The following is a 26,234-nucleotide window of genomic DNA, read 5'->3' on the forward strand; positions in this document are numbered from 1 at the left end:
CCCGCTGGGGGCTTAGCCCAGCGTCAGGGTCAGCGTGGTGGCGCCGTAGTTTGGCGTCACGGTGCTGAAGCCGTCCACCGTGATGGTGGTGAACTTGCCCTGCAGGTTGCCGGCCGTGATCACGGTCAGCACGTCGCCCGCCTTCGGCTTGTAGCCGTTGGCGAATTTCACGTGCAGCGTACCGCCGGCCAGGGTGGCGGTGCCGGTCACGGTCACGCTGCCCTGGCTGCCGGCGGCAGCGCCGCCCAGGTCCAGTTCCAGCGTGGTGCTGCCGGACAGCTGGGTGTACTTGGCCAGTTGCAGCGCAGCCGGCGCGTTGGCCACCAGCGTGCCGCCGCTCACGTACACATCCCCCTTGCCGAACGCGGCCACCGAGTCGCCCTGCAGCGCGCCGGCGGTCAGCTCGGTGCCGCCGGTCCAGCTATTGGCGCCGGCCAGCTTCAGCGTGCCCGTGCCTTGCTTGACCAGCTTGCCCGCGCCGCTGATGTCGTTGCGCCAGCGATCCACGGCATTGAAGCCGCCCTTGCTGGCGTCCATGACGATGGTGACGTTGCCGCTGAACGAGGCATAGCCGTCGGCCGCCGCGAACAGGTTCAGGCGGCCCCAGCCTTCAGCATCGTCCATCACCGGGTAGCCGGAGGCCAGCGCGGTGGTTTTCAGCACCACGCGGCGCTGGGCGTCGCTGAGGTAGGGCTGGCGCGTTTCCAGCAGCACTTCGGCGCCTTTCGGCACGGTGGCGGCGGCGTTGGTGGCGGCGATCTGCGCGAAGCCGAAGGTGCTGCGGCGCAGGTAGTTGGCCTTGTTGGTGGCGTAGTCGGCGAAGCGATCGTTGGCCGCCGTGCCCGATTGCGCGTAGGCGGCGAAGGTGTCGGCGGTGGTGCTGGTGGCGGCCATCAGCGCGCTGTGCGCCTGGGTCACGGCGGCGGCTTTCTTGGCGGCGTTGGCCGGATCGGCCAGGTTGGCGGCGGCGCTGGCGATGCCCAGCATGCGGCCGCTGACCACGTCCAGCGGCGAGTGCATGCCGGCCAGGATGCGCATCTCGCCCAGTTCCAGGCCGCGGCTCAACATTTCCTGATAGCGTTCCGGCACGGCGTAGGCCATGGCGACGGCGTCGCGCACGGCTTCGGCCGTGTGGCCGCTGGTGTAGCCGCCGTCGGTGGCCGGCGTGGTGCTCTTGGCCGGGACCAGCGCCGGCAGCAGCTGCACGCTGCTGCTCCAGCGGAACGGGCGGGCATATTTGTAGAAGCGCTTGGCCGGCTCGGTCGAAGCGTTGTTGCCGACCAGATTGACCAGGTCGACTACACTGCCGAAGCTGGCGTTGGCCGTGCCGCCGACCCCGGTGTTGTTGCCGCCGTCGTTGTACAGCACGGTGGTGGCGTCGGCCGCCACGCTGGTGATGGTGGTGGTCTGCTGGGCGGCGGCGCGCCAGGCGCTGGCCAATGGGCCCATGCCGTCGGTGATGCTGTAGCCCTTGCCGCGGCGGTCGTCGAGGTAGGCTTGCACGGCCTGGTCGGCGGTGCGGCTGGCGGTGGCTTTCACCACGTAGTCGATATTGGCCTGGTGGACGGCGGCGTTCAGCACGGTGCCGTCCGGCGTGCCGTCGCCCGGCACGCCGGTCCAGGTCGAGGTGACGACGGCCGGGAAGCTGTCCACCGCCGGTGCGGTGACGCCGGCGTCGACGATCTGCGTCAGCGGTTTCCAGATCGACAGGAAGCCGCCCAGGATGCGCACGCCGGCGTTGGTGTCGAGCGTGGCGTAGCGGGCGTCGCCGCGCTGGTTGGTGGCGACGGTGTCGACAAACGCGGTGGCCGACGGCACGGCCACGGTTTCAGCCGCGCCCTGGTCGGCCGGCGCTGCCGGGATCACCAATGGTTGGTCTTGGTCGGAACCGCCGCAGGCGCTCAGGGCGGCGGCGATGCTCAGGGCCAGAATCAGGGGGCGGGCGGGAAGCATGTACATGGCAAGGGTCCGTAGTTGGAAAAAGGCCACAGGGTAATGAGCGGATATGACGTGCCTGTTACGTGCCGCGCATGGGATCGCTTCCAGCGAAAAATATTATCCCCGCAGTGCAAAAAGTTATAGCGGCGGTCGATTTACAACTTTTGGTTGTTTCTGTATCTCCAAAGTCTAATGTCACCTGGCGTACATACGTGGCTATAGTGGGGTTTTGACCAGGGAGCCTTCGATGATCAAGCTGACAATTAACGGCAAGCCGCGCGCGTTCGACGTGCCTGGCGACATGCCGCTGCTGTGGGTGCTGCGCGATGAGGCGCACATGACCGGCACCAAGTTCGGATGCGGCATGGCGCTATGCGGCGCCTGCACCGTGCACATCGACGGCGAGGCCACGCGCTCCTGCGTGCTGCCGGTATCGGCGGTGGCCGGCAAGCATGTCACCACCATCGAGGGCATCGGCGCCACGCCGGCCGGCAAGGCGACGCAGGCCGCGTGGCTGAAGGTGGAGGTGGTGCAGTGCGGCTACTGTCAGTCCGGGCAGATCATGTCGGCCTGCGCGCTGCTGGCCAAGAACCACCAGCCCACTGACGCCGAGATCGACGACGCCATGTCCGGCAATATCTGCCGCTGTGGCACCTACAGCCGCATCCGCGCGGCGATCAAGGATGCCGCCGCCTCGCCGCTGCTGAAGGGAGCCTGAGCATGAACACTCCCTACGCACCAGGCGCGGTGTCGCGCCGCAGTTTCCTCAAGGTGGCCGCCGCTGCGGGCGGCGGTTTGATGGTCGGCTTTTGGCCCGGCCAGGGCATGGCGGCGGCAGCGGCCAGCGCGCCGGCTGAACTGAACGCCTTCATCGCCATCAGTCCCGACGACCGCATCGTGCTGACCATGCCGAAAGTGGAAATGGGCCAGGGCACCTACACCTCGGTGCCGATGCTGATCGCCGAGGAACTGGAAGTCGATATGAACCAGATCGAGGTGCGCCACGCGCCGCCCGACGCCAAGCTGTATGGCGCACCGTTCGGCGACCAGTTCACCGGCGGCTCGCTGACCATCCGCCTGCTGTACGAACCGATGCGCCAGACCGGCGCCGCCGCGCGCATGGTGCTGGTGCAGGCCGCGGCATACGCCTGGAAGGTAGCGCCGGACAGCTGCCGCGCCGAGCGCGGTGAAGTGGTGCACGCGGCCAGCGGCCGCCGCGTCAAGTACGGCCAGCTGGTGGCGGCTGCAGCCAAGCTGCCGGCGCCGGAAAAGATCGCGCTCAAGCAGCCCAAGGATTTCAAGCTGGTCGGCCAGCCGGCCAAGCGCCTGGACGCCAAGGGCAAGACCGACGGCAGCGCGATGTTCGGCATCGACGCGCAGGTGAAGGGCATGAAGGTGGCGGTGGTGGCGGCCAGCCCGGTCATCGGCGGCAAGCTCAAATCGGTCAACGACGCCAAGGCGCGCAAGCTGCGCGGCGTGCGCCAGATCGTCAAGCTGGATAACGCGGTGGCGGTGGTGGCGGACAACTACTGGTACGCCAAGCAGGGCCTGGCCGCGCTGGACATCAAGTGGGACGAGGGCCAGTACGCCAAGCTGGGCACCGACGACGTGCGCAAGCTGATGGTGGCGGCGCTGCAAAAGCCCGGCCACATCGCCCGCAACGACGGCGACGCCCTGAAGGCGCTAGCGGCCGACAGCCAGCGCGTCGAGGCGCTGTACGTCAATCCGATGCTGGCGCATGCCACCATGGAGCCGATGAACTGCACCGTGCACGTCAAGGGCGACGGCACGGCCGAGATCTGGACCGGTTCGCAGGTGCCGGCCCGCGCGCGCGACGACGCCGCCAAGGTGCTGGGCCTGGCGCCGGAGAAGGTCACGCTGCACAACCACTACATCGGCGGCGGTTTCGGCCGGCGCCTGTACACCGACTACGTGGTGCAGGCGGCAGCGGTGGCCAAGCAGATCAAGTCGCCGGTCAAGCTGGTGTGGAGCCGCGAGGAAGACATCCAGCATTGCCTGCTGCGCGGGATGTATGCGCATTCGGTATCGGCGTCGCTGGGCAAGGATGGCAAGCCGCTGGCGTTCTCGCACAAGATCGCCGGGCCGTCGAACCTGGCGGCGTTCGCGCCGGGCTGGCTGAAGGACGGCCTGGATATCGACAACGTCGAAGGCTCGGACGTGTTCTCCTACGATATCCCGAACATGCGCAGCGAGTACACGCAGGAGGACGGCCCGGTGCCGACCGCGTTCTGGCGCGGCGTCGGCCCGACCCGCAACATGACGGTGCTGGAAAGCTTCATGGACGAACTGGCGCTGAAGGTGGGGCAGGATCCGCTGGCCTATCGCCTGTCGCTGCTGGACAAGCAGCCGCGCGCGGCGCAGGTGCTGAAGGTGGCGGCCGAGCGGGCCGGCTGGGGCACGCCGCTGCCGCCTCGTTCCGGACGCGGCATCGCCCTGATGCGATCGTGGGGAACCTATCTGGCGCAGGTGGTCGACGTGGCGGTCAGCGATGACGGCGAAGTGACCGTCAAGCGCGTGGTGTGCGCGGTCGATTGCGGCCAGGTGGTCAATCCGGACACGGTGGCGGCGCAGATCCAGAGCGGCATCAACTTCGGCCTGACGGCGGGACTGTTCGGCGTCATCACGCTGAAGGATGGCCGCGTTGAGCAGAGCAACTTCCACGACTACCCGATCCTGCGCCTGAACCAGGCGCCGCAGATCGACGTGGTGCTGGTGCCGAGCAGCGAAGCGCCGGGCGGCATCGGCGAGCCGGGGACGGCCGGTGTTGGCGCGGCGCTGACCAACGCGGTGTTTGCCGCCACCGGCGTGCGCGTGCGCGAACTGCCGCTGCGCGCGGAGCTGTTGAAGAAGGCGTAAAAGCATGGCTGGCGGCGGGCTGCTACAATAGTCTGGTGAAAAAGCTATTGCTCATCCTGCTGCTGACCATTCTGCCGATCCAGTATTCCTGGTCGGTGGCGGCCGTCTATTGCCAGCACGAGTCCAGCAAGACCACGCACTTCGGCCACCATGGCCATCAACACCAGGCGCAGGCCGGTGATGACGATGCCGGCAAGAGCAAGCCGGGCAAGCTGCATGGCGATTGCGAGGTCTGTCATCACGCGGTGCAGGCTTCGCTGCCGGGCGCCGATGCGGTGCTGACGGCGGCGCCGGTCGCCATCTATGCGCCGCCGGGCGCGCTGCACTACCACTCCTATATCGCTGACGGGCCGCCACGGCCCAACTGGTCCTTCGTCGCCTGACGCGGCGAGGCCTGAGCTTTTTCCCTTCACGTCTCGTCGAATTCCTGTCCTGTTAATCGGAGAATTCGATGTTCAAATTTGTTTTGCCGCTATGGTTAGCGGCATGGCCTGCCTATGCGCAGGCCGTTGAGGAGCCGTCGGCGCCGCTGACGTTGTTGGCGGCGCTGGCGCTGGCCGATGATGGCAACGCCGACCTGGCGGCGGCCCGTCATGCGTTGCTGGCGGAGGACGGCGCGGTGCAGCAGGCCGGCCTGTTGCCCAATCCTTCCCTGTCCCTGGAGCGCGTCGATACGCGGCGCGATACGCGTGAAACCACTTTGCAGTTAAGCCAGCCGCTGGAGCTGGGCGGCAAGCGTGCAGCGCGCGTGCAGGCCGCGCAGCGTGGTCGTGAAGGTACGGCCGCGTGGCTGCTGCAACGCCGCGCCGAGGTGCGCGCGGAGACGGCGGCGGCGTGGTTCGTTGTGCTGGCGGCGCAGGAGCAGTTACGTCTGGCGCAACAGGCAGCCGAACTGGCGCAGCGTGCGGCGGCGGCGACTGGCCGGCGCGTGGTGGCCGGCAAGGTGTCGCCGGTGGAGCAGACGCGCGCGCAGGTGGCCGCATCCACGGTCGGGCTGGAGCTGATACGTGCGCGCAGTGCGTTGGCGACGGCGCGCGTGCGCTTGGCAGGCTTGTGGGGTAATCCGTCGCCACGGTTCGAGCAGGTCGCGGGCGAGATCGCCGCGCTGCCCGAGCTGCCGTCGCTGGCGGCGCAGCGCGGCTTGCTGGCGCAGGCGCCGGCCATGCAGGTGGCGCGCGCCGAACTGGCGCGGCGGCAGGCGTTGACGCAGGTGGAGTTGTCGCGTCGCGTGCCGGATGTGGCGCTGACGGTGGGCAGCAAGCGTTCGGAGGAGCTGGGACGCACGCAGGCGGTGATCGGCGTGTCGCTGCCGTTGCCGCTGTTCGACCGCAATCAGGGCGCAGTGCTGGCGGCTGTCCGCGGCGTCGACCAGGCGCGCGATGGCGTGGCGGCGACGGCGGCGCGGCTGGAGGCCGAGCTGGTGGCCGTGCGCGAGGAGTATGGGGCGGCGCGCGCGCAGGCGCTGGCGCTGAGGGAAGAAATTCTGCCCGGTGCGCAAAGCGCCTACGAGGCGGCCAACACCGGTTTCGACTACGGCAAGTTCGGCTTCCTCGACGTGCTGGATGCGCAGCGCACGCTGTTGCAGGCGCAGTCCCACTACCTCACCACCTTGGCCGACGCGCATCGCGCGCAGGCGGCCATCACGCGCCTTCTCGGAGCAGAGCATGAATAAGAAGCAGACCATCACCATCACCGCCATGGCCGCCGTCGCGCTGCTGCTGGCGGCCCTCATCCTAAAACCGCGCGCCGACGACGCGCACAACGACGACGTATCAGCCGCTGCAGCGCCCGCCGCCGGCGCGCCGGAGGCCATCAGGCTGAACGCCGCGCAGATCCAGTCTGCCGGCATCGTGCTGGCGACCGCCGCGCCGGCGCAGATCAGCACCATCCTGACGCTGCCCGGCGAAATCCGCTTCAACGACGACCGCACCGCCCACGTGGTGCCCAAGCTGGCCGGCGTGGTGGTCGCCGTGCACGCGGAACTGGGCCAGACCGTCCAGCGCGGCCAACTGCTGGCGGTACTGGCCAGCAGCGCTTTGTCCGAACAGCGCAGCGAACTGCTGTCCGCGCAGCGCCGGCTGACGCTGGCCCGCACCACGCTGGAACGCGAGCATAAACTGTGGCAGGACAAAATCTCCGCCGAACAGGACTACCTGCAAGCCAAGCAGGCAATGAGCGAAGCCGACATCGCCGTGCACAACGCCCAGCAAAAACTCAGCGTGCTGGGCGCCGGCGCGGCAGCCGGCAAGCAGCTCAACCAGCTGGAACTGCGCGCGCCGTTCGCCGGCGTGGTGATGGAAAAACACCTGGCATTGGGCGAGGCAATCAAGGAAGACGCCAACGTCTTCACCATCTCCGACCTGTCCACCGTGTGGGCCGACTTCGCCGTGCCGCCGCAAGACCTGAACCGTGTGCGTGTCGGCGAAACCGTCATCGTCCGCGCCGCCGCCTTCGCGGCGCAGGCCAGCGGGAAAATCACTTACGTCGGCGCGCTGCTCGGCGAGCAAACCCGCACCGCCACCGCCCGCGTGGCGCTGGCCAACCCGGAACGCGCCTGGCGTCCCGGCCTGTTCGTCAACGTCGACGTGCAGTCCGGCCTGAGCACCGCCGCCGTCACGGTGCAAGCCGACGCGCTGCAAACGGTAGACGGCAAGCCCGCCATCTTCGTGCGCACCGCAGCCGGCTTCGAGGTACGGCCGGTAACGCCGGGCCGCAGCGATGTTAAGCTGACCGAGATCCTGCACGGCCTGTCCGCCGGCACATCCTACGCCGCCGCCAACAGCTACGTGCTGAAGGCGGAACTGGGCAAGGACAGCGCCGAGCATGAACACTGATACGGGAGACCACCATGTTTGAACGTATCATCCGCTACGCCATCGCGCAGCGCTGGCTGGTCATGCTGCTGGTGGCCGCCATGGCCGCGCTGGGCGTCTACAGTTACCAGAAGCTGCCGATCGACGCTGTGCCCGACATCACCAACGTCCAGGTGCAGATCAACACGGCGGCGCCGGGCTACTCACCGCTGGAGACCGAGCAGCGCATCACCTATCCGCTGGAGACGGCGCTGGCCGGTCTGCCGTGCCTGGAGCAAACGCGTTCGCTGTCGCGCTACGGCCTGTCGCAGGTGACCGTGGTGTTCAAGGACGGCACCGACATCTACTTCGCGCGCCAGCTGGTCAGCGAACGGCTGCAACAGGCGCGCGCGCAACTGCCGGACGGGATCACGCCGGCCATGGGGCCAGTGTCCAGCGGCCTCGGTGAAATCTACCTGTGGACAGTGGAAGCACGGCCCGACGCGAAGAAGGCCGACGGCACCGCCTACACGCCGACCGATCTGCGCGAGATTCAGGACTGGATCGTCAAGCCGCAACTGCGCAACGTGGCCGGCGTCACCGAGATCAACGCCATCGGCGGCTACGCCAAGGAATACCACGTGGCGCCGCAGCCGCAGCGGCTGGCGACCTACCGTCTGACCTTGCAGGACGTGGCGCTGGCGCTGGGACGCAATAACGGCAATGCCGGCGCCGGCTACATCGAAAAGCGCGGCGAACAGCTGCTGGTGCGCGCGCCGGGCCAGGTCCGTTCGCTGGACGACATCCGCAACATCGTGCTGCGCAGCGTGGACGGCGTGCCGGTGCGCGTGCGCGACGTCGCCGAAGTGGACATCGGCCGCGAGCTGCGTACCGGCGCCGCCACAGAGAATGGCCGCGAGGTGGTGCTGGGCACCGTCTTCATGCTGATTGGCCAGAACAGCCGCGCCGTGGCGCAGGCAGTGGACAAGCAGATGGCCGTCATCAACCGCAGCCTGCCGCCGGGCGTGGTGGCGGTCACTGTCTACGACCGCACGGCGCTGGTGGATAAGGCCATCGGCACCGTCAAGCGCAACCTGCTGGAAGGCGCGGTGCTGGTCATCGCCGTGCTGTTCGTCTTCCTTGGAAACCTGCGCGCGGCGCTGATCACCGCCATGGTGATCCCGCTGGCCATGCTGTTCACCTTCAGCGGCATGGTGGCGTACCAGGTCAGTGCCAATCTGCTCAGTCTTGGCGCGCTGGACTTCGGCATCATCGTCGACGGTGCGGTGGTCATTGTCGAAAGCTGCGTACGGCGGCTGGCGCATACACAGGCGCTGCAAGGCCGCGTGCTGACGCGTGCCGAAAGATTCGAGACCGTATTCGCGGCGGCGCAGGAATCGCGCCGGCCGCTGTTGTTCGGGCAGTTGATCATCATGGTGGTCTACCTGCCGATCTTCGCGCTGACCGGCGTCGAAGGGCGCATGTTCCACCCAATGGCGTTGACGGTGGTGATGGCGCTGGCCGGCGCCATGATCCTGTCGATCACCTTCATCCCCGCCGCCGTGGCGCTCTTCATCGGCGACAAGGTGGTGGAGAAGCCGGCGCATCGCATGCAGCGCTGGTATGGCTGGCTGCTGGAACGCGCGCTGGGCAACGCACCGGTGGTATTGAGCTTTGCCGGCATCGCGGTGGCGCTGTCGTTGCTGCTGGCGACGCGCATGGGCAGCGAATTCGTACCATCGCTGAACGAAGGCGACATCGCCATGCAGGCCTTGCGCATCCCCGGCACCAGTCTGACGCAGTCGGTGGCGATGCAGCAGCAGATCGAGCTGACGTTGATGCGCAAGTTCCCCGAGATCGAACGCGTGTTCGCGCGCACCGGCACGGCGGAAATCGCCTCCGACCCGATGCCGCCGAATATCTCGGACGGCTATATCATGCTCAAGCCGGAAGCGCAGTGGCCCAAGCCGAAAAAGACGCGCTCGCAGCTGCTGGCGGCGATTCAGTCCACCGTGGCGCAACTGCCCGGCAATGCGTATGAGTTCTCACAGCCGATCCAGCTGCGCTTCAACGAGCTGATATCGGGCGTGCGCAGCGATGTGGCGGTGAAGCTGTTCGGCGACGATGCGGAGGTGCTGGACGCCACCGCCGCACGTATCGCCGCCATGCTGGGCAAGGTCGATGGCGCGCAGGAGGTGAAGGTGGAGCAGACCAGCGGCCTGCCGGTGCTGACGGTGGACATTGACCGCGCGCAGACGGCGCGCTATGGCCTGAACGTCAGCGACGTGCAGCAGGTGGTGGCGACGGCCATCGGCGGCCAGCAGGCCGGCACCATGTTCGAGGGCGACCGTCGTTTCGACATTGTGGTGCGTTTGCCGGATGCGCTGCGTGGTGATCTGGCGGCGTTGCGGCGCCTGCCGCTGCCGCTGCCTGGCGGTGCGCATTTCATTCCGCTGGGCGAGGTGGCGACGTTTAACGTTGCGCCGGGACCGAATCAGGTCAGTCGCGAGAACGGCAAGCGGCGAGTGGTCATCAGCGCCAATGTGCGCGGGCGGGATATCGGATCGTTTGTCGCCGAGGCGGAACGGCGCTTGCAGGAGGTGCGGATTCCGGCTGGGTACTGGACCAGCTGGGGAGGGCAGTTCGAGCAGCTGCAATCGGCGTCGCAGAGGTTGCGGATTGTGGTGCCGGCGGCGCTGGCGTTAGTAATGCTGCTGCTGTTTGCGATGTTCGGCAATTTGAAAGATGGATTGCTGGTGTTCAGCGGGATACCGTTTGCGTTGACTGGCGGCCTGGGAGCGCTGGCGATGCGCGACATACCGTTGTCGATATCGGCGGCGGTGGGATTTATCGCCTTGTCTGGCGTGGCGGTGTTGAATGGGCTGGTGCTGATTGCTGCCATTCGCAAGTTGCGGGAGGAGGGGCGTAGCGTGGAGCAGGCGATCCGGGAAGGCGCGTTGGAGCGCTTGCGGCCGGTGATGATGACGGCGCTGGTGGCGTCGCTGGGTTTTATCCCCATGGCGATTGCCACCGGAACCGGCGCCGAAGTACAGCGTCCCCTGGCCACGGTGGTGATTGGGGGAATACTGTCGTCTACTGCGTTGACGTTGTTGGTGTTGCCGCTGCTCTACCGTCGCATACATCTACCCCGCAAGCTTTAGCTTCGACATCAGCGTTACCACTTAGGGGTCTGACCCCGTACGGGGTCAGACCCCACCTGGCCGTGCGGGTTTACTGCGGCGTAAAGCGGATCGCCTGGCCGCCGCCAGGCGCGAGTTTGAGTTGCAGGATCGTCTTGTCGGTGACGGTCTGCTTCTCAATCACGATATCGAAACGGTGACTGTTGCGATAATCCGCCTGATCCCCATCGCGATAAATCTCCGCCACATAGCGCTTGCCCGGATCGAGGAACGTCAACGCCAACGGCAGCGTACGCGCCGTGCCATCGGTAATCGATCCAACATACCAGTTATCCGAATGCCGATCCTTGCGTGCGATGGTCGCATATTCGCCCATCGCCCCATGCAGCACACGCGTATCCGCCCAATCGGTCGGCACATCCTTGATGAATTTGAACGGCCCCGGATACTTCTCGTAGTTCTCGATCAGATCCGCAGCCATCACAATCGGCGAATAAATCACCACAAAACTCGCCAACTGCTTCGCCTGCGTCGAATGAATCGGCCGTCCCTTCACGCCTTCCAGGCTCAGAATACCCGGCGTGTAATCCATCGGCCCACTCAGCATGCGCGTGAAGACCAGATTCACTTCATGGTCAACGCTGTTGATCGGGTTACCCCAAGCGTTATATTCCATTCCCCGCGCACCCTCGCGTGAAATCCAGTTCGGATAAGTACGACGCAAGCCGGTATCCTTCACCGGCTCATGCGTATCGATCGCCAGCTTGTAACGCGCCGCCTCGGTTACCGCCTTCAGATAATGACGCACGCCTTCCTGAGAATCAGTATAACCAAAATGCGTGCCGCCGCCAGCGTTGGCGAAGATCGCCTCGCCGCCATCGGTCACATAGCCGGACTTGATGCTGTCCACACCCAGTTTCGCATACAACTGGTAGCCTGCATCCATCTGCTGCTCATAGCGCGCCACATTACCGCCGGTCTCGTGGTGGCCGATCAGGCGCACGCCTTTTTGCTGCGCATAGACGCTTAGCGCCGGCAGGTCGAAGTCCGGATACGATTGCGTAAAGCTGAACGACGAACCGCTGCCCGACCAGTTGCCATCCCATCCCAGGTTCCAGCCTTCCACCAGCACGCCACGGAAACCATTGCGAGCGGCGAAGTCGATATAGCGCCTGGTGTTGGCCGTGGTGGCGCCATGTTTGGCGCCCGATCCCCAGGTGCTCTTCTCCAGATGCATCTCCCACCACACACCGACAAACTTCGACGGATGCACCCACGACACGTCGCCCAGCTTATTCGGCTCGTTCAGATTCAGCACCAGATCCGACATGTACAAGCCTGCCGCGTCGTCGGCAATCTGCATGGTGCGCCAAGGCGTGGTGAACGCGCCATGCCGTTCGACCGGCGCGCCGTAGGCGGACGGCGTCAGATGCGCGCGCAGCTTCTGGCCATCGACCTTGCGCAGCCACATCGACGCGTAATCCACCAGTGCCGCCTCGTGGAAAGCGATGTGCGTGCCATCATCGGTGCGAATGGTCAGTGGCGTATTCGCCATGCCCACCTCGGCCAGCGGTGTCTTGCGGATCGAATATTCCAGCGCTGCCTTCTCGCCTGCTTCCTGCCACCACGCGGTGGCTTTCGGCGCGACGACAAACTCGGTCAGCTCGTCGCTGATGCGCGTGTCGGGTAACTGCGGCTGGTCCGGGAATTCGTAGCGGAAGCCGACGCCGTCGTCGAACACGCGGAACACCAGGGCCAGGCGGCGGTTATCCAATTCCTTCTGTATCAGCTCCAGCCGCAGCTCCTGATAGTGGTTGCGCACGTAGCGGCGTTCGCCCCATGGCTGTTCCCACGTATCATCATGTTCGGATGTGGTCTTTTTAGCCAGCGTGAAACCGTTGTCCAATTGCGGTGCATTGGCCAGCAAAAAGCCCAGCTTCGACGACGCGATCAGCGGCTTGCCGTTGCGCTGCACGGCGTAGGCGATGTGGCCGCCGTCGTCGCGCTCCACCGCCACGCTGATCGCATGGTTGGGCGACGATACGGTGCCCAGCACTTCGTCGGCATGCGCGGCCTCGCCCAGCAGCATGCAGGCGGCGGCGATCAGGCGGACCTGTAGGGAATTGATATGCACAGACACTCCTTATTTGGCCGCGCAGCGCGCCTTGATGTAGGCGGCGTGCGACGGCATTTGATTGACACACTGGCCGATCACCGAGGCGATATCGCCCAGGTAGTCGGCGACTTCTTTTTCTTCCATCAGGCCCGCCAGCGGATGATGGCCTTCGACCGGCACGCGCTGCCCCTGCAGCACCTGCAGCCAGCCCACTTCCGCAAACAGCTCGTTGTCGTTGCGGACGATGCGTCCGCGCGAGCGCCACAAGTCCATTTTGGCGCGCAGCGTGTCGGGGATGTCCATGGTGCGCACGTAGTTCCAGAACGGCGCGTCATCGCGCTCGGTGGCGTGGTAGTGCAGGATGATGAAGTCGCGGATGCGCTCCACTTCGAAATCGCACTGGCGGTTGAACTCCGCCACGTCCGCCGCGCTGAAGCCGCGATCCGGGAAGAAGGTGATCAGGCGCGCGATGGTCGACTGGATCAGGTGGATGCTGGTCGATTCCAGCGGCTCCAGGAAGCCGGACGACAGGCCGACCGCCACCACGTTCCTGTTCCACACCTGCTTGCGCTTGCCGGCGGTGAAGCGCAACAGCTTGGGTTCGGCCAGCGGCCTGCCATCGAGATTGGCCATCAGCAGCGCGCGTGCCGCTTCGTCGTCCATGAACTTCGACGAATACACATGGCCGTTGCCGGTGCGGTGTTGCAGGCCGATGCGCCACTGCCAGCCAGCCGGCCGCGCGGTGGCCCGCGTGTACGGCAGCAGTTCGCCGGACAGCTCGCACGGCACCGCCCACGCGCGGTCGCACGGCAGCCAGTGCGACCAATCCTCGAAGCCAGTGTGCAGCGCCTGTTCGATCAGCAGGCCACGGAAGCCGGAGCAGTCGATGAACAATTCGCCGCCAATCAGATCGCCATTTTCCATGCGCACCGCGTCGACATGGCCGTCCGACGCACGCGTCAGCGCATCGACCACCTTGCCCTCGATGCGGCGCACCCCCTTGGCCTCGCTGTACTGGCGCAGGTAGCGCGCATACAGGCCGGCGTCCAGGTGGAAGGCGTGGACGATATCGCCCAGCGGCGAATTGCCGTGCGAGCGGTCGGCGCGCATGAATTTGCCTGCCTTGGCGGCCATGCGGTTGATCGAATAGTTTTCGATATCCGGCGCCTTGCCCGCCTGTTGCAGGCGCAGCCAGTACTGGTAAAACGGCAGCGTCGCCAGATCCTGGCCGAAGATGCCGAAGCCGTGCATATAGCTGTCGCCGACGCGGCCCCAGTCGTTGAATTCGATGCCCAGCTTGAAGGTGGCCTGCGTGGCGCGCATGAACTCATCTTCGTCGATGCCCAGCACCGTGTTGAACAACTTGATCATCGGGATGGTCGATTCGCCGACGCCGACGGTGCCGATATCGTCCGATTCGATCAGGGTCAGCTTCACCTTGTCGCCAAGGACGCGCGACAACGCCGCCGCCGTCATCCAGCCGGCCGTGCCGCCGCCGACGATTACTACCTGCTTGATGGTCTCCATCTAGTCTGCCTTTATCATTATTTTGTAGCTCCACGGCGCCATGTCGAACCGCGTATCGCCGTCCACTGTCAGCGCCGCGCCGGTGCTGAAGTCGCGGTAGCGGCCGAGGTGCAGGTCGTCGCGGAAGCTGGCCTGCACCGACTGCGCGCTCAGGTTGAACACCGCGAATACCTTGTCCCTGGCATTCTGCCGCACAAAGCTGAATACCTGCTTCGGCGCGTTGTTCGGCACCTGCTCCATGGTGGCGCCCCATTCGCCATTCCACAGCGCGGTATTCTGCTTTTTGAGAGCCAGCAGCCTGGTGTACAGCGCGGTGTAGGGCGACGCCTGCCACTGTAGCGCATCGCGCTCGAAGAAGGCCAGCCGCTTGCGGTTGCCGGCTTCCTGGCCGTTGTAAATCAGCGGCATGCCTTCGCTGACGAAGGAGAACACGATGGCCGCATCCACCGCCGGGCCGAAGATCTCGAATTCCGTGCCTTCCCACGCATTCTTGTCATGGTTGGTGGTGTACAGCATGCGGTAGGCCTGCTTGGGATAGAACTTCTGGTTCCAGGCGTAGTAGGTGTAGAGCGAGGTGGCGTCGGCCTTGCCGTCGGCCACCGCATGCAGCGCGTCCCACCAGGTCCAGGCGTAGGTGGCGTCGAAGGCCTTGGCGTGCATGTCGCGGCTTTCCCATTCGGCCAGCAGGAACACCGGCTTGATGGCGCGCAGTTCGGCCGCCGCGTTGTCCCAGAAGTCCTGCGGCACCAGGCCGGCCGCGTCGACGCGGTAGCCGTCGATGCCGACATCGCGCACCCAGTAGCGCAGCGCCTCGGTCATGTAGCGGCGCAGCGCCGGCTGGCTGTAATCGAGGTCGATAATATCGTCCCAGTCGTACCACGGCGTCGGATGCGGCCTGCCGTGGCGATCCTTCTCGTACCATTCCGGATGGCTGGCGTACATCACGCTGTCCCACGAGGTATGGTTGCCGACCCAGTCGAGGATTACGTGCAGGCCCAGGCCATGGGCCGCGTCGACAAAGTGGCGGAAGTCAGCCAGCGTGCCGAATTCCGGATTGACGGCCAGGTAGTCGCGCACCGCGTACGGGCTGCCCAGCGAGCCTTTGCGTTTCGCCTCGCCGATGGGATGGATGGGCATCAGCCACAGGATGTCGACGCCCAGCGCCTTCAGGCGCGGCAGCTCGCGCTCGGCGGCGCGGAAGGTGCCCTCGGGCGTGAACTGGCGGGTGTTGATCTGGTAGATGCTGGCGTTTTTGGTCCACTCGGCGTGCTGGAACTGGACGTAGGGCGCGGGCTGGTAGGGATCGGCCGCGTGGGCGGCGCCGCAGAACGCCAGCGCCATCAGAAGAAATTTGATCATGACATCTCAATAAAAAAAACCGGATGGCCCGTGAGGGGACGGGACATCCGGGCAAAGCACCGCTTAAAACTTGTAGTTGAGGCCAAATGTGTAGGTACGGCCGTACACCACCTTGTTGGTGATCTGGTTAGGATCGGAGGTGTACTCCTGGAACGGCGTGTTGGTCCAGTTATGCCCTTGCAGGAACACCGACGCGCCTTTCAGCCAGCCCTGCTGGAACTCGTAGGACGCCTGCAAATCCACGATGGTCTCGCCCTTGATGAAGGTGAACTGCGAATCGCTGCGGTAGTCCAGGATCTGGCCGACGAAGCTGGAACGGCGGTGCGCGGCCCACGCCAGTTGCAGGCCGTGGTTTTCATAGTAGACGCGCACGCTGCTGACGTTCTTCGACAAGCCCGGCAAACCGATCTCCGACACCGCGCCGTTGAACACCGGCGCGTTCGACGGCGACACGAAGCCGCTGGTCGGCAGCCTCACCGAACTGTCGGTGAACGAGTAGTTGGCGGCGATGCCGAAACCGTCCAGCCATTGCGTGGCCAGCGCGAACGGCAGGTTCAGCGCCAGTTCGTAGCCGTGCATATTGCCGCCGTTGCCGTTTTGCGGCATGGTCAGGAAGCCGATGGTGGAACCGGCGTATGGCCCGGTGGTCGGCAGCGGCGTGGTGGCGCTGGTGTAGGGCTTGAAGTCGAACTGCATCGGCGCGTTGATGATGTAGTTATCCAGCTTCTTGTAGAACGCCGCCGCGCTGATGTAGCCCTTCTTGCCGAAGTATTTTTCATACGACAGGTCGAGCGAGCGCGCCTGGTACGGCTTCAGTTGCGGGTTACCCGCGAAGCCGGTCAGCGCCGGCGCCAGCGAGGTCGAATTCTGCACCGAGAAGTCCATGCCGGCTTTCATGTTGTCCAGATTCGCGCGCGAGATCTGCTTGCCGGCGCCGAGGCGCAGCTTCTGCTCGTAGCCCAGGTCGAAGGCGATGTTCAGGCTTGGCAGCACGTTGGTGTAGCTGGTGCCATCGCTGCGCACCTTGTACGGGCAGGTTTCGACCGTGATGCCGGTGCAGTTGGCCAGGTCGACCTGGTTGCCGGTGGCTTCCTGCCTGGTGTGCACCACCTGCAGGCCGAAGTTGCCGCTGTACGGCAGCGATCCCACGTTGCCGTCGAGGTCCGCCATCGCATACACGGTGGCGACCTTTTCACCGACGGTCCAGTCGCGCGCCAGCACGGTCGAATCGACCCAGCGGTTGATGTCGTAGATGGTGCCCAGCGTGCCGGTCGGATCGAAGGACGCGACCATGATGCCGGAGGCGCCGGCCATCTCGCTGCCGGTGCCCGGCATGGCGGCGCTGGCATAGCCGTCGCCGCCCTTGACCGACAGCCGGCCCTCCTGACCGGTGCGCGACTTGTCGCGCTTGGTGAAGTTGGCGCCGAAGTGGGCGTTGGCGATCGGTCCCCAATCCAGCTCGCGGTGCGCGGTAATGCGCACGGCGTTGACGGTGTCGTCGATGGTCGGCAGCGCCACGTAGCCGGCCTGCGGCGAGTTCGGTCCGCCGCCCCAGCCGTCAACGTCGGTCAGCACCGCCACCTTGCGGTCGGCGTAGTTCAGGCTCGGCGTGTATTTGACGTCCGAGAAGTTGGTGCCGTTGAAGCCCGTGTAGCTCACCGATCCCAGTTGCGAGGCTGGCGTGTTGCCCGGCTGGCCGGCGGTGGTTTCGTAGTTGGAGATGTTCTTGACGCCGTGCGAGTGCGACAGGTCGGCCTCCAGCTTCCACTGCTCGTCGAGTTTCAGCTCGTTGTTCCAGCCGATCGACATCAGCCGGTCCTTGGCGCCGTACAGGTGGTTGCGGACGTCGGCCTTGTAGTTGCTGACGGTGCCGCTGGTGGCGATGCCGTTGGCCACCACCGCGTTCGACAGCACGCCGTTCGGATCGTACAGGCCGGTGCTGCCGGCCACCGCGCCTTCGATGCCGGTCTTCTTGGTAGTTTCGTCGCCGCGCGAGTAGAACACGTCCAGCGTCGAACGGAATTTCTGGTTGGGCTTGTACTGCAGGGTCAGCGCCGCGCCGTCGCGGTCGCTCTTGCGGCGCGAGGTCTCGGCCAGAAAGCCGGATGGCACCTTGGCGGTGCCGCCGTTGTAGGCCATGTCGGTGGTGCCGCCGCCCCAGCTGTCGAATTTCAGTTCGCCGCCGTTGTCTTCCTTGAACTTGGTGAGGCCCAGCGACAGGCCGATGGTGCGGTTGGCGAACTGGTCGACGTAGCTGAAGGTGGTGCGGTGGCCGGAGCCGAGGTCGGAACCGGAATCGAAGCCGATGCGCTCCTTGCGCACCGACGCCGCCAGCACGCGCTGGCCGAAGTCCAGCGGACGCAGGGTGCGCAGGTCGATGGTCGAGGCCAGGCCCTGGCCCATCAGGCTGGCGTCCGGCGTCTTGTACACCAGTACCGAGCCGGTCAGCTCGGACGGGAACAGGTCGAACTCGGGGCTGCGGGCGTCGCTGGTGGAGGCCTGCTCGCGGCCGTTCAGCAGCGCGCCGTTAAAGCTCGGCGACAGGCCGCGCACCGAGACGTCGGTGGCTTTGCCGTTGGTCTTGTTGCGCTGCGTGGTCACGCCGGACAGGCGCGAGATCGACTCGGCCACGGTGTTGTCGGGCAGCTTGCCGATGTCTTCGGCGGAAATCGCCTCGACGATGGAGGACGAATTCTTCTTCATCGAGATCGCCTCCTCGATGCCGCGGCGGATGCCGGCCACGGTGACGGTGGCCAGTTCGCCCTCGGCCGGCTTGACGGCGGCTGGCGTGGTGGTGTCGTCGGTTTGCTGTGCGTGGCTGGCGCCGGCGGCGCCGAGCAGCAGCGCGCACGCCGCCGCCACCGGCCGGAGCCGGAACAGATTGCTGGTGGTCATATGTCTCCCTTAATTATTGTGCTTGCAGGGCGGATGTTGTAACAGCACTAAAAACGGGTCAACGACGGCGCGTCGGAGGTCTGAAGAAAGCCTGAAGGTTGGCGTGCAAGTGACTGATTTGCCTGCATTTGGCAAGTTGTGGCGTTTTGCCGACGTGGGCGTACTTTAACTACAAAGCGCGCTACACTTCCGGCATGAAAATTCTGATGATCGAAGACGACCTGGCCATCGGCCGCGCGCTGCTGGCTGTGTTCCAGGATGAGGGCCACCTGGTAGTGTGGCTGCGCCTGGCCGATGGCGTCCTGGCCCGCCTGCAGGCCGAGACGTTCGACGCCGTGCTGCTGGATCTGGGCCTGCCGGATGGCGACGGTGCGGAGCTGCTGCGCCAGCTGCGCGCGTCCGGCCAGAGTCTGCCGGTGCTGATCATGACGGCGCGCGACAGTCTGGAGGACCGCCTCAACGGCTTCAACACCGGCGCCGACGATTACCTGATCAAGCCATTCGAGATTCCCGAGTTGCTGGCGCGGCTGCGGGCCATCGTGCGGCGCGCCAACGGCAATGCGGATGGCGGCTGGAGCTTCGGCGAGCTGGTGCTGGATGAAAGCCGCATGCTGGTCACGCGCGCCGGCGCGCCGGTGGCGTTGTCGCGCACCGAGTTTGCGCTGCTGCTGGCCTTGGTCAAGGAATCCGGCCGTGTGCTCACGCGCGCCGAGCTGGAGCAGGGCGTTTTGCCGCACAGCGAAGGGCAGACGCTGGATGTGCATATCTCCAACCTGCGCAAGAAAATCGGCGAACGGCTGATCCGCACCGTGCGCGGCGTGGGCTACATGGTGCAGAAGCCGCATGAATAAGCCCTCCTCACTGTTCCGCCGGCTGATGCTGGGCTTTACCGGCGTGATTGCCCTGGTGGCGCTGGCCGGTTTCACCTACGTCGCCATTGAGGCGAAGATCACGCAGGCGGCGCGCACCGCCAGCGAGAACGCGGCCCATACGCGCGAGGTGCTGCTGCATTTGAGCGAGATTGCCGATGACCGCGTTCGCATCGCGCAGGCGGCGGCTTCGCTGGAGGATGTGCGGCGGGCGATGTTCCACGATCTGGATTATCACTCACGCGTGCGGCTGCGCGTCTGGCAGCACGGCGCGCTGGTGTACAACTCGTTGCCGGCCTTGCCCGAAGTGCTGCCGGCGCCGGGCAGCGCGGCGGCGCGCCAGGCCAATGCCTGGGCGGTGACGGTGGCGCGCGATGATGCGAATGGCCTGGTGGTCGAGCGCAGTCACGAGATTGATGATGAGTGGATGCTGAGTTTTTCCGGTGTCAGCTTCCTGCTGTCGTCGACCATTTTCAGTTTGCCCTTGCTGCTGCTGCCGGCGTGGCTGATTGTCGGCATCGGCTTGAAGCCGCTACGGTCGATTGCCGAGCAGATCGAGGCGCGCGCGGTGTCGGACCTGACGGCGCTGCCGGATTCCAAGTATCGCGAACTGTCGCCGCTGATCGATGCGATCAACCGGCTGATGGCGCGGTTGAGCCAGCGCATCGAGCGCGAGCATGAGTTTTTGACCGATGCGGCGCATGAGTTGAAGACGCCGCTGGCGGCGATTCAGATCAATGCGCACTTGTTGTTGAGCCGCAGCGTGGCGGATAACCCCGAGCGCAGTGCCGAAGCAGGGCAGGGCTTGCGCGATGGCGTGGCGCGGGCGACGCATATGGTGCATCAGTTGCTGGCGTTCGAACGGGCGCGCGCGGAACCGAGCGCGGAGCCGTTGCCGCAGACGGACTTGTGCGGTTTTGTGCGCAGCCGGCTGGCGTCGGCGGCGCCGCTGGCGCTGGCGCGTGGGATAGAGCTGGAATTCCAGTCGGCGGCGGCGTGCAGCATGGCGGTGCATGTGGAAAGCATGGCGGCGCTGCTGGATAACCTGATCAGCAATGCGATCAAGTATTCGCCGGAGGGTGGGCGGATTGCGGTGGGGCTGGAGGAGGATGGTGACGGGTATCGGCTGACGATTGCCGATCAGGGGCCGGGCATCGCGCCGGCGTTGCAGCAGAAAGTGTTCGAGCGGTTTTACCGGGTGCCGGGGCAGGAGCAGAGTGGCAGCGGCTTGGGCTTGGCGATTGCCGAGCGGGCGGCGGAGCGGAATGGTGGGACGATAACCCTGTCCCAGGGGAACGACGGTGAAGGATTGATTGTCACCGTCGTTCTACCCCGCACGCTTTAGCCACGGCCTCAGCGTTACCACTTGGGGGCCGGTCTGCAGGACCGGCGGGCGAAGCCCTATCCGGCCCCTGGGTCAGACCCCACCTGGCCGTGCGGGTTTGTTACTCTTGAGGCGTGAGAGCCAACGCACCACTGAAGTCCCCCATAGGCTTGGCGCCATTCGCCGCCAAGGCCTTGTCACGCACCGTCAAACCATCCAGCACCGGCAGGTTGAAGCGGTGGGTAATCGCGCGCAGGATCGACGCCGAGTCATACTGGGTATGGTCAACCGAACCCTTCTTCACGAACGGCGACACAATGATCGCCGGCACGCGGGTGCCTGGACCCCAACGGTCGCCCTTCGGTGGCGCAGCGTGGTCGTAGAAGCCGCCGTTTTCATCGTAGGTCACGATGACCAGCATGTTCTTCCACTGCGGGCTCTTCTTCAGCTTGGCGATCACATCAGCGATGTGGGCATCGCCATCCGCCACCGACGCATAACCGGCGTGCTGATTCAGGTTACCTTGCGGCTTGTAGAAGGCCACTGGCGGCAGCGTGCCGGCGGCGACGTCAGCCACGAACTGGGTGTCGTAGTCCTTCAGGTGGGCTGCACGGTAGGCCGCGTTCTTCACCGGGTCCATATTGGCGAAGAAGTTGAACGGCTGGTGGTGGAACTGGAAGTTAGGCGGATTGGCAAACGCGCCGCGGTTGGCCGAGGTGGCGTTGGCGGTGGTGCTGTTCCAGGCGCCGGCGTACCAGGCCCAATCGATGTTTTTGCTGGTCAGCATGTCACCGATGTTTTTCTGCGTCTGCGGCGGCAAGGTGGTGGCCTTGGTCGTGTCGGCATACAGGTGGGTGCTGTCGTCGGCGGCTGGCGCGTTGCTGCTTGGCTGGAAGGCCGGCTGCATGGTGTTGACCGCGTAGAACATGCCGGTCGAGTCCGCTGGCGTCAGGGTGCTGTCGTTGGCGTAGGTCTGTGCGCCGTTCAGCACGCTGGTCGGCGAGGTGGCCGCTGGCGTCAGACGCACGAAGTTACCCTTGCTGTCCAGATCGATCTTCGAGATCGAACCGGCGGCCACCGATTTGTCGGCGTTCGGGTATTGCGGCGCGCAGGCGCAGATCAGGTACTGGTGGGTCAGGAAGGAACCGCCGAAGGCGCCGATGAACAGGTTGTCGGCCAGCGCGTATTGCTTGGCGATGTCCCACATCTTCATCTTGCTGCCGTCGTAGTAGCCCATGCTCAGGCCGCCGGCGTCCGAGTACAGGGCGAACTTGTCGTTGGCGCCGCCGTTGATCTGCATCTGGTTGTTGTAGAAGCGGTGCACCAGGTCGCGCGTGATGACCGATTGCGGCATGGCGATCGGGCTGTTCGCGTCGTCGATCTGGAATGGTTTGTTCGGCAGGTTGGCCGATTGCGCCTGGGTGATCACCAGGCTTTGGCCGGCGGCGGTCATGCCGCCCCAGGTCGGCGGCAGCACCGGCAGGGTGCTGTTGTCGACATCCTTCTGCGCCACGTAGCCGCCGGTCGAAGTCGGGTTCACGCCCGGCACGCCGTTGGCGCCTGGGAACAGGCCGTACAGATTGTCGAAGCCGCGGTTTTCCGCGTAGATCACAACGATGTTCTTGATGTTGCCCAGCGCGGCGCCGGCGCTGATGGCGTTGGCCACGTCGGCGTTGGCGCTTTGCGTGCCGGCAGCGGCGATGACGGAGGTGAAGGTATCGTTCTCCGATTTCAGCTTGGCCTGGTCGTCGCCCGAGACTTTGTTGACGTCGGCCAGCAGGTTGCTTTCCGAAACGCCGATACGTGCTGCCAGTTGCGCGCTGGCCTTGGCGAAGTCGCCGCCGTTGGCGTCCATGATGGCGGTCAGCTCGGTGCTGATGGCGTCGATGATGCCGGTGTGGCCGTTCGGTGCGCGGAACACCAGTTTCTGCGTGACCTTGGTGCCGGCGTCGCCCAGCGCGTCGTGGCGGATGGCGTCGGTGCCGACGGTGACCAGCAGCGCGCCGCTGCTGGCGCCGGTCACTTTGAAGGTGCCGTCGGCGGCGGTGCGTACGCTGCCCGAGTTGCTGTCGCAGGTCAGCTTGGCGCTGGTGCTTTCCAGGCAGACCACGGCGTTTTCATAATAGCTGCCGACCACCTGGCCGGACAGGGTAGGCACATCGCCATCGGACGAGCTGCCGCAGGCGACCAGGCCGGCACCGACGCCGGCTGCCAGCAACAGCAGCGGCAACGGGCGCAGCGCCATATTGAGTGTAGTTTTCATCTTCTTGCCTTGAGGGTGGTGGGTGAAAGCCGCTCATGCTATTTAGTAAATATGTCAGGACGATGAAATGTTTGAAGCGCAAAAGTATCGTTTTGTATCTGTCATGTAGCTGTCATGCCGCTTTGCTACGCTGCGCGCATGAAAATTATTTATACAGTTGCCGTGGTGGCCGCTGCCTTGCTCAGCGCCTGCCAGCCGACATCGCCGCCCGCCGCTTCCGCCCCTTCTGCTGCTGCCGTCGCCGCATCTGCCGACGCCCCGCGCGCCGCCTATGCGCCGATGGCCGGCCGCCGGCCGACGGTGCCCGAGCTGACCGCGCTGGGTCGCGCCATGTTCAACGAGCCGGCGCTGTCGGCCTCGGGCAAGCTGGCCTGCGCCAGCTGCCACAGTCCCGACAACGCCTACAGCCCCAACAACAATCTCGCCGCGCAGCTGGGCGGCGCCGACGGCAAGACCGAAGGCACGCGCGCGGCGCCGTCGTTGCGCTACATCCAGAACGCGCCTGCTTTCAGCGAGCACTATCACGACGATGACGGCGACGACAGCGTCGATGCCGGCCCGACAGGCGGCCACAACTGGGACGGCCGCGCGCAGTCGGCCCACGAGCAGGCGCTGGGTCCGCTGCTGTCGGCGCACGAGATGGGCAACAAGGATGAGGCGGCGGTGCTGGCCAAGTTGCGCGCCAGTCCGCTGGCGGCGCAGTTCCGCCAGGTGTATGGCGAGGATATTTTCGAACGGCCGAACGCGGCCATGCAGGGCGCGCTGATGGCGCTGGAAGTGTTCCAGGAAAGTCCGACCGACTTCTACCCGTACAACAGCAAGTACGACGCCTTCCTGCGCAAGCAGACCACGCTGAGCGCGCAGGAGCTGCGCGGGCTGCGGCTGTTCAACGATGAAACCAAGGGTAATTGTGCGTCCTGCCACATCAGCCAGATTTCGCCGGGCGGCGTGTTCCCGCAGTTCACCGACTACGGCCTGATCAACATCGGCGTGCCGCGCAACCGCAAGCTGCTGGCCAACGCCGATCCGCAGTATTACGACCTCGGCCTGTGCGGCCCCGACCGCACCGATCTGAAGGAGCACAAGGAATACTGCGGCGCCTTCAAGACGCCGTCGCTGCGCAACGTCGCGCTGCGCAAGGCCTACTTCCACAACGGCAGCTTCACCAGCCTGACCGAGGTGGTGCGCTTCTACGCCACGCGCGACACCACGCCAATGAAGTGGTACAAGCAGCGCAAGTTCGACGACCAGCCAGCCGGGTTGGACGCCAACGTCAACATGGAAGCGCCGTTCGGCGGCAAGCCCGGCGACAAGCCGCTGCTCAACGAAGCCGAAATCGCCGACATCGTCGCCTTCCTCAAAACCTTGACCGACGGCTACTCCGGGGTCAGGTCCCCCAATTCAACACGGGCACAGCCGTAATACTGACTACGGCCGGGCTCGTGTAGAAATGAGGGACCTGACCCCGGAGTTTTGCCAGTCGTAGTCCATCTGGCGGGCGGTGCGTTCGGCCAGCGCCTGGCCGGCGAGGCGGGCGACCAGGTGCAGCGACATGTCGATGCCGGCGGAGATGCCGGCCGAGGTGACGATGCGGCCGGTGTCGATCCAGCGCCGGCCGCCTTCGACCTGCACCTGCGGCCAGCCGGCACGCAGTTCGTCCAGGTCTTCCCAGTGGGTGGTGGCGGGCAGGCCGTCGAGCAGGCCGGCTTCGGCCAGCAGCAGGGCGCCGGTGCAGACCGAGGCGGTCAGTTCGGCGCGGCCGGCCGTGGCGGCGATCCAGCCGATGACTTCCGGCCGCGTCAGTTCGGCGGTCACCACGCCGCCCGGCACAATCAGTATGTCGATGGGGCCGGCGTTGGCGAACGTGGTTTCCGGATGCAGGACCAGTCCGGCGCGGGCGCGTATGGCGGCATCGCTGGCGCCGATGGTGCGCACGGCAAATGGCGGCGGCGCTGCTTCCTGCGCCAGCTTGCCGGCCACGCGCGTGGCGCAGGTGAAAACTTCGTAGGGGCCGGCAAAGTCCAATACTTCAACGTTGTCGAATATGTAAATGCCGATGGTGCGCGTCATGAGGTCCTCCTGATTGGGATGCCGCATCGTCGCATGACGGCGGTTGACATAAATGACGCTCATGGTTGAATATCTGCCACATGACGCCCATCCCAATCTGGCTGCTGGTGTATCCCGACTTTCTGCTGCTGGACGCCACCGGTCCCGCCCAGGTCTTTTCCACCGCGAATGACGAGGCGCGCGACGCCGGCTTGCCGCTGCCTTATCAAATCAATATGGTCGCTGCCGAGGCCGGCTTGGTGATGTCGACCGCCGGCGTTGCGCTGCAGGCGGCGTCGCTGCCCGATCCGGCCGCGCTGGCTGGCGCCACCCTGATCGTCGCCGGCGGCCGCGGCGTGGAAAACGGCGTGGATGGCAGCCCGGTCCTGGCACCGGCCGTCACCGGCTGGGTGGCGCGCGCGGCCGCGCAGGCGGCGCGCTGCTGCTCGGTGTGCTCGGGCGCTTTCGTGCTGGCCCACGCCGGACTGCTGGACGGCCGCCGCGCCGTCACCCACTGGCAGGACGCCGCCGCGCTGCAGGCGCAATTCCCCGCCATCGCGGTGCAGGACGACGCCCTCTATATAAGAGACGGCGCGCTCTACACTTCGGCCGGGATCGCGGCCGGCATCGACCTGGCGCTGGCGCTGGTCGAGGAAGACCTGGGCCGCGGCGCCGGTCTGGCGGCGGCCAAGCGGCTGGTGGTGTTCTACAAGCGGCCCGGCGGCCAGCGCCAGTTCAGCGCCGAGCTGCTGGCGCAGGCCGATCCGCAGGGCGTGCACGGCCTGCTGACCGCCTGGCTGCGGCCGCGCCTGCAACAGCAGCTGGATGTCGAACAGATGGCGGCGGCGCTGGCCATGTCGGTGCGCACGCTGCACCGGCGCCTGCGGCAGCAGTCCGGCCTGACGCCGGCGCAATTGCTGCTGCGGCTGCGCATGGAGGCGGCCTGCGCGCTGCTGGAACAGGCCGGCATGACGGTGAAGCAGGCCGCCCGCCAGAGCGGCTTCGGCAGCGAGTACAATCTGCGGCGCGCGTTCGCCGCGCAGCTGGGCGTCGCGCCCAGCGACTATCAATCGCGTTTTGGATAA

General features: G+C 65.7%; 17 protein-coding genes. 10 read left to right on the forward strand and 7 right to left on the reverse strand.

Features of this window, described 5'->3' with window-relative positions:
- Positions 1-12: 12 nt before the first annotated feature.
- Entirely contained in the window at positions 13-1,959 is a 1,947-nt protein-coding gene (locus tag GJ698_RS10455; protein ID WP_154357549.1) for a phosphatase PAP2 family protein, read from the reverse strand.
- 226 nt (positions 1,960-2,185) lie between these two features.
- Between GJ698_RS10455 and GJ698_RS10460 the strand changes: the two genes are divergently transcribed.
- The 6 genes from GJ698_RS10460 (at position 2,186) to GJ698_RS10485 (ending at position 10,768) form a co-directional block, all read left to right on the forward strand.
- Positions 2,186-2,656, forward strand: coding sequence for a (2Fe-2S)-binding protein (locus GJ698_RS10460; RefSeq protein WP_154357550.1), 471 nt, complete (start codon positions 2,186-2,188; stop codon positions 2,654-2,656).
- 2 nt (positions 2,657-2,658) lie between these two features.
- The gene (locus tag GJ698_RS10465) at positions 2,659-4,815 is read left to right on the forward strand and encodes a xanthine dehydrogenase family protein molybdopterin-binding subunit (RefSeq protein WP_154357551.1); all 2,157 of its coding nucleotides are present in this window, start codon (positions 2,659-2,661) and stop codon (positions 4,813-4,815) included.
- A 35-nt stretch (positions 4,816-4,850) separates the two neighbouring features.
- The gene (gene czcI, locus GJ698_RS10470; protein WP_371865229.1) at positions 4,851-5,198 is read left to right on the forward strand and encodes a cation efflux protein, CzcI family; all 348 of its coding nucleotides are present in this window, start codon (positions 4,851-4,853) and stop codon (positions 5,196-5,198) included.
- A gap of 68 nt (positions 5,199-5,266) precedes the next feature.
- On the forward strand, positions 5,267-6,487 hold the full coding sequence (locus tag GJ698_RS10475; protein WP_154357553.1) for a TolC family protein: 1,221 nt from the start codon (positions 5,267-5,269) through the stop codon (positions 6,485-6,487).
- Complete coding sequence (locus GJ698_RS10480) at positions 6,480-7,649, forward strand: efflux RND transporter periplasmic adaptor subunit (RefSeq protein ID WP_154357554.1); 1,170 nt, start codon at positions 6,480-6,482, stop codon at positions 7,647-7,649. The genes GJ698_RS10475 and GJ698_RS10480 overlap by 8 nt, the downstream gene beginning before the upstream one ends.
- Positions 7,650-7,663: 14 nt before the next feature.
- Complete coding sequence (locus GJ698_RS10485) at positions 7,664-10,768, forward strand: efflux RND transporter permease subunit (RefSeq protein WP_154357555.1); 3,105 nt, start codon at positions 7,664-7,666, stop codon at positions 10,766-10,768.
- Positions 10,769-10,838: 70 nt separating this feature from the next.
- On the opposite strand, the gene GJ698_RS10490 is transcribed toward GJ698_RS10485, so the two are convergent.
- The 4 genes from GJ698_RS10490 to GJ698_RS10505 all read right to left on the reverse strand — a co-directional run bounded on the left by GJ698_RS10490 (position 10,839) and on the right by GJ698_RS10505 (position 18,644).
- Positions 10,839-12,881: a glycoside hydrolase family 97 protein gene (locus GJ698_RS10490; RefSeq protein WP_371865230.1), complete on the reverse strand. Its 2,043-nt coding sequence runs from the start codon at positions 12,879-12,881 to the stop codon at positions 10,839-10,841.
- Between the two features lie 9 nt (positions 12,882-12,890).
- Positions 12,891-14,390 carry a tryptophan halogenase family protein gene (locus GJ698_RS10495; protein WP_154357556.1) on the reverse strand — a complete coding sequence of 500 codons (1,500 nt, stop codon included), beginning with the start codon at positions 14,388-14,390 and terminating at the stop codon, positions 12,891-12,893.
- On the reverse strand, positions 14,391-15,749 hold the full coding sequence (locus GJ698_RS10500; RefSeq protein WP_154357557.1) for an alpha-amylase family glycosyl hydrolase: 1,359 nt from the start codon (positions 15,747-15,749) through the stop codon (positions 14,391-14,393).
- A 63-nt stretch (positions 15,750-15,812) separates the two neighbouring features.
- Positions 15,813-18,644 carry a TonB-dependent receptor gene (locus GJ698_RS10505; protein WP_154357558.1) on the reverse strand — a complete coding sequence of 944 codons (2,832 nt, stop codon included), beginning with the start codon at positions 18,642-18,644 and terminating at the stop codon, positions 15,813-15,815.
- 206 nt (positions 18,645-18,850) lie between these two features.
- On the opposite strand from GJ698_RS10505, the gene GJ698_RS10510 reads away from it, so the two are divergent.
- Both GJ698_RS10510 and GJ698_RS10515 read left to right on the forward strand, forming a co-directional pair.
- Entirely contained in the window at positions 18,851-19,495 is a 645-nt protein-coding gene (locus GJ698_RS10510) for a response regulator transcription factor (protein WP_229259922.1), read from the forward strand.
- Positions 19,488-20,858: a sensor histidine kinase gene (locus tag GJ698_RS10515; RefSeq protein ID WP_154357560.1), complete on the forward strand. Its 1,371-nt coding sequence runs from the start codon at positions 19,488-19,490 to the stop codon at positions 20,856-20,858. The genes GJ698_RS10510 and GJ698_RS10515 overlap by 8 nt, the downstream gene beginning before the upstream one ends.
- Positions 20,859-20,958: 100 nt before the next feature.
- Here the strand turns inward: GJ698_RS10515 and acpA are convergent, their stop codons facing one another.
- Positions 20,959-23,100, reverse strand: coding sequence for an acid phosphatase (gene acpA, locus GJ698_RS10520; protein ID WP_307766653.1), 2,142 nt, complete (start codon positions 23,098-23,100; stop codon positions 20,959-20,961).
- Between the two features lie 138 nt (positions 23,101-23,238).
- Between acpA and GJ698_RS10525 the strand changes: the two genes are divergently transcribed.
- Positions 23,239-24,522, forward strand: coding sequence for a cytochrome-c peroxidase (locus GJ698_RS10525; RefSeq protein WP_154357561.1), 1,284 nt, complete (start codon positions 23,239-23,241; stop codon positions 24,520-24,522).
- A gap of 6 nt (positions 24,523-24,528) precedes the next feature.
- Here GJ698_RS10525 and GJ698_RS10530 read toward each other — a convergent pair whose 3' ends face one another.
- Positions 24,529-25,170 carry a DJ-1/PfpI family protein gene (locus GJ698_RS10530; RefSeq protein ID WP_154357562.1) on the reverse strand — a complete coding sequence of 214 codons (642 nt, stop codon included), beginning with the start codon at positions 25,168-25,170 and terminating at the stop codon, positions 24,529-24,531.
- 80 nt (positions 25,171-25,250) lie between these two features.
- On the opposite strand from GJ698_RS10530, the gene GJ698_RS10535 reads away from it, so the two are divergent.
- The gene (locus GJ698_RS10535; protein WP_154357563.1) at positions 25,251-26,234 is read left to right on the forward strand and encodes a GlxA family transcriptional regulator; all 984 of its coding nucleotides are present in this window, start codon (positions 25,251-25,253) and stop codon (positions 26,232-26,234) included.

Source organism: Duganella aquatilis, from assembly GCF_009674565.1.
Lineage (GTDB): Bacteria > Pseudomonadota > Gammaproteobacteria > Burkholderiales > Burkholderiaceae_D > Rugamonas > Rugamonas aquatilis.

Excerpts from the sequence above, each read along its gene's own strand:
- GJ698_RS10455 (WP_154357549.1), bottom strand. The coding sequence starts at position 1,959 with ATGTACATGCTTCCCGCCCGCCCCCTGATTCTGGCCCTGAGCATCGCC.
- GJ698_RS10460 (WP_154357550.1), top strand. The coding sequence starts at position 2,186 with ATGATCAAGCTGACAATTAACGGCAAGCCGCGCGCGTTCGACGTGCCT.
- GJ698_RS10465 (WP_154357551.1), top strand. The coding sequence starts at position 2,659 with ATGAACACTCCCTACGCACCAGGCGCGGTGTCGCGCCGCAGTTTCCTC.
- GJ698_RS10475 (WP_154357553.1), top strand. The coding sequence starts at position 5,267 with ATGTTCAAATTTGTTTTGCCGCTATGGTTAGCGGCATGGCCTGCCTAT.
- GJ698_RS10480 (WP_154357554.1), top strand. The coding sequence starts at position 6,480 with ATGAATAAGAAGCAGACCATCACCATCACCGCCATGGCCGCCGTCGCG.
- GJ698_RS10485 (WP_154357555.1), top strand. The coding sequence starts at position 7,664 with ATGTTTGAACGTATCATCCGCTACGCCATCGCGCAGCGCTGGCTGGTC.
- GJ698_RS10495 (WP_154357556.1), bottom strand. The coding sequence starts at position 14,390 with ATGGAGACCATCAAGCAGGTAGTAATCGTCGGCGGCGGCACGGCCGGC.
- GJ698_RS10500 (WP_154357557.1), bottom strand. The coding sequence starts at position 15,749 with ATGATCAAATTTCTTCTGATGGCGCTGGCGTTCTGCGGCGCCGCCCAC.
- GJ698_RS10505 (WP_154357558.1), bottom strand. The coding sequence starts at position 18,644 with ATGACCACCAGCAATCTGTTCCGGCTCCGGCCGGTGGCGGCGGCGTGC.
- GJ698_RS10510 (WP_229259922.1), top strand. The coding sequence starts at position 18,851 with ATGATCGAAGACGACCTGGCCATCGGCCGCGCGCTGCTGGCTGTGTTC.
- GJ698_RS10515 (WP_154357560.1), top strand. The coding sequence starts at position 19,488 with ATGAATAAGCCCTCCTCACTGTTCCGCCGGCTGATGCTGGGCTTTACC.
- acpA (WP_307766653.1), bottom strand. The coding sequence starts at position 23,100 with ATGAAAACTACACTCAATATGGCGCTGCGCCCGTTGCCGCTGCTGTTG.
- GJ698_RS10525 (WP_154357561.1), top strand. The coding sequence starts at position 23,239 with ATGAAAATTATTTATACAGTTGCCGTGGTGGCCGCTGCCTTGCTCAGC.
- GJ698_RS10530 (WP_154357562.1), bottom strand. The coding sequence starts at position 25,170 with ATGACGCGCACCATCGGCATTTACATATTCGACAACGTTGAAGTATTG.
- GJ698_RS10535 (WP_154357563.1), top strand. The coding sequence starts at position 25,251 with ATGACGCCCATCCCAATCTGGCTGCTGGTGTATCCCGACTTTCTGCTG.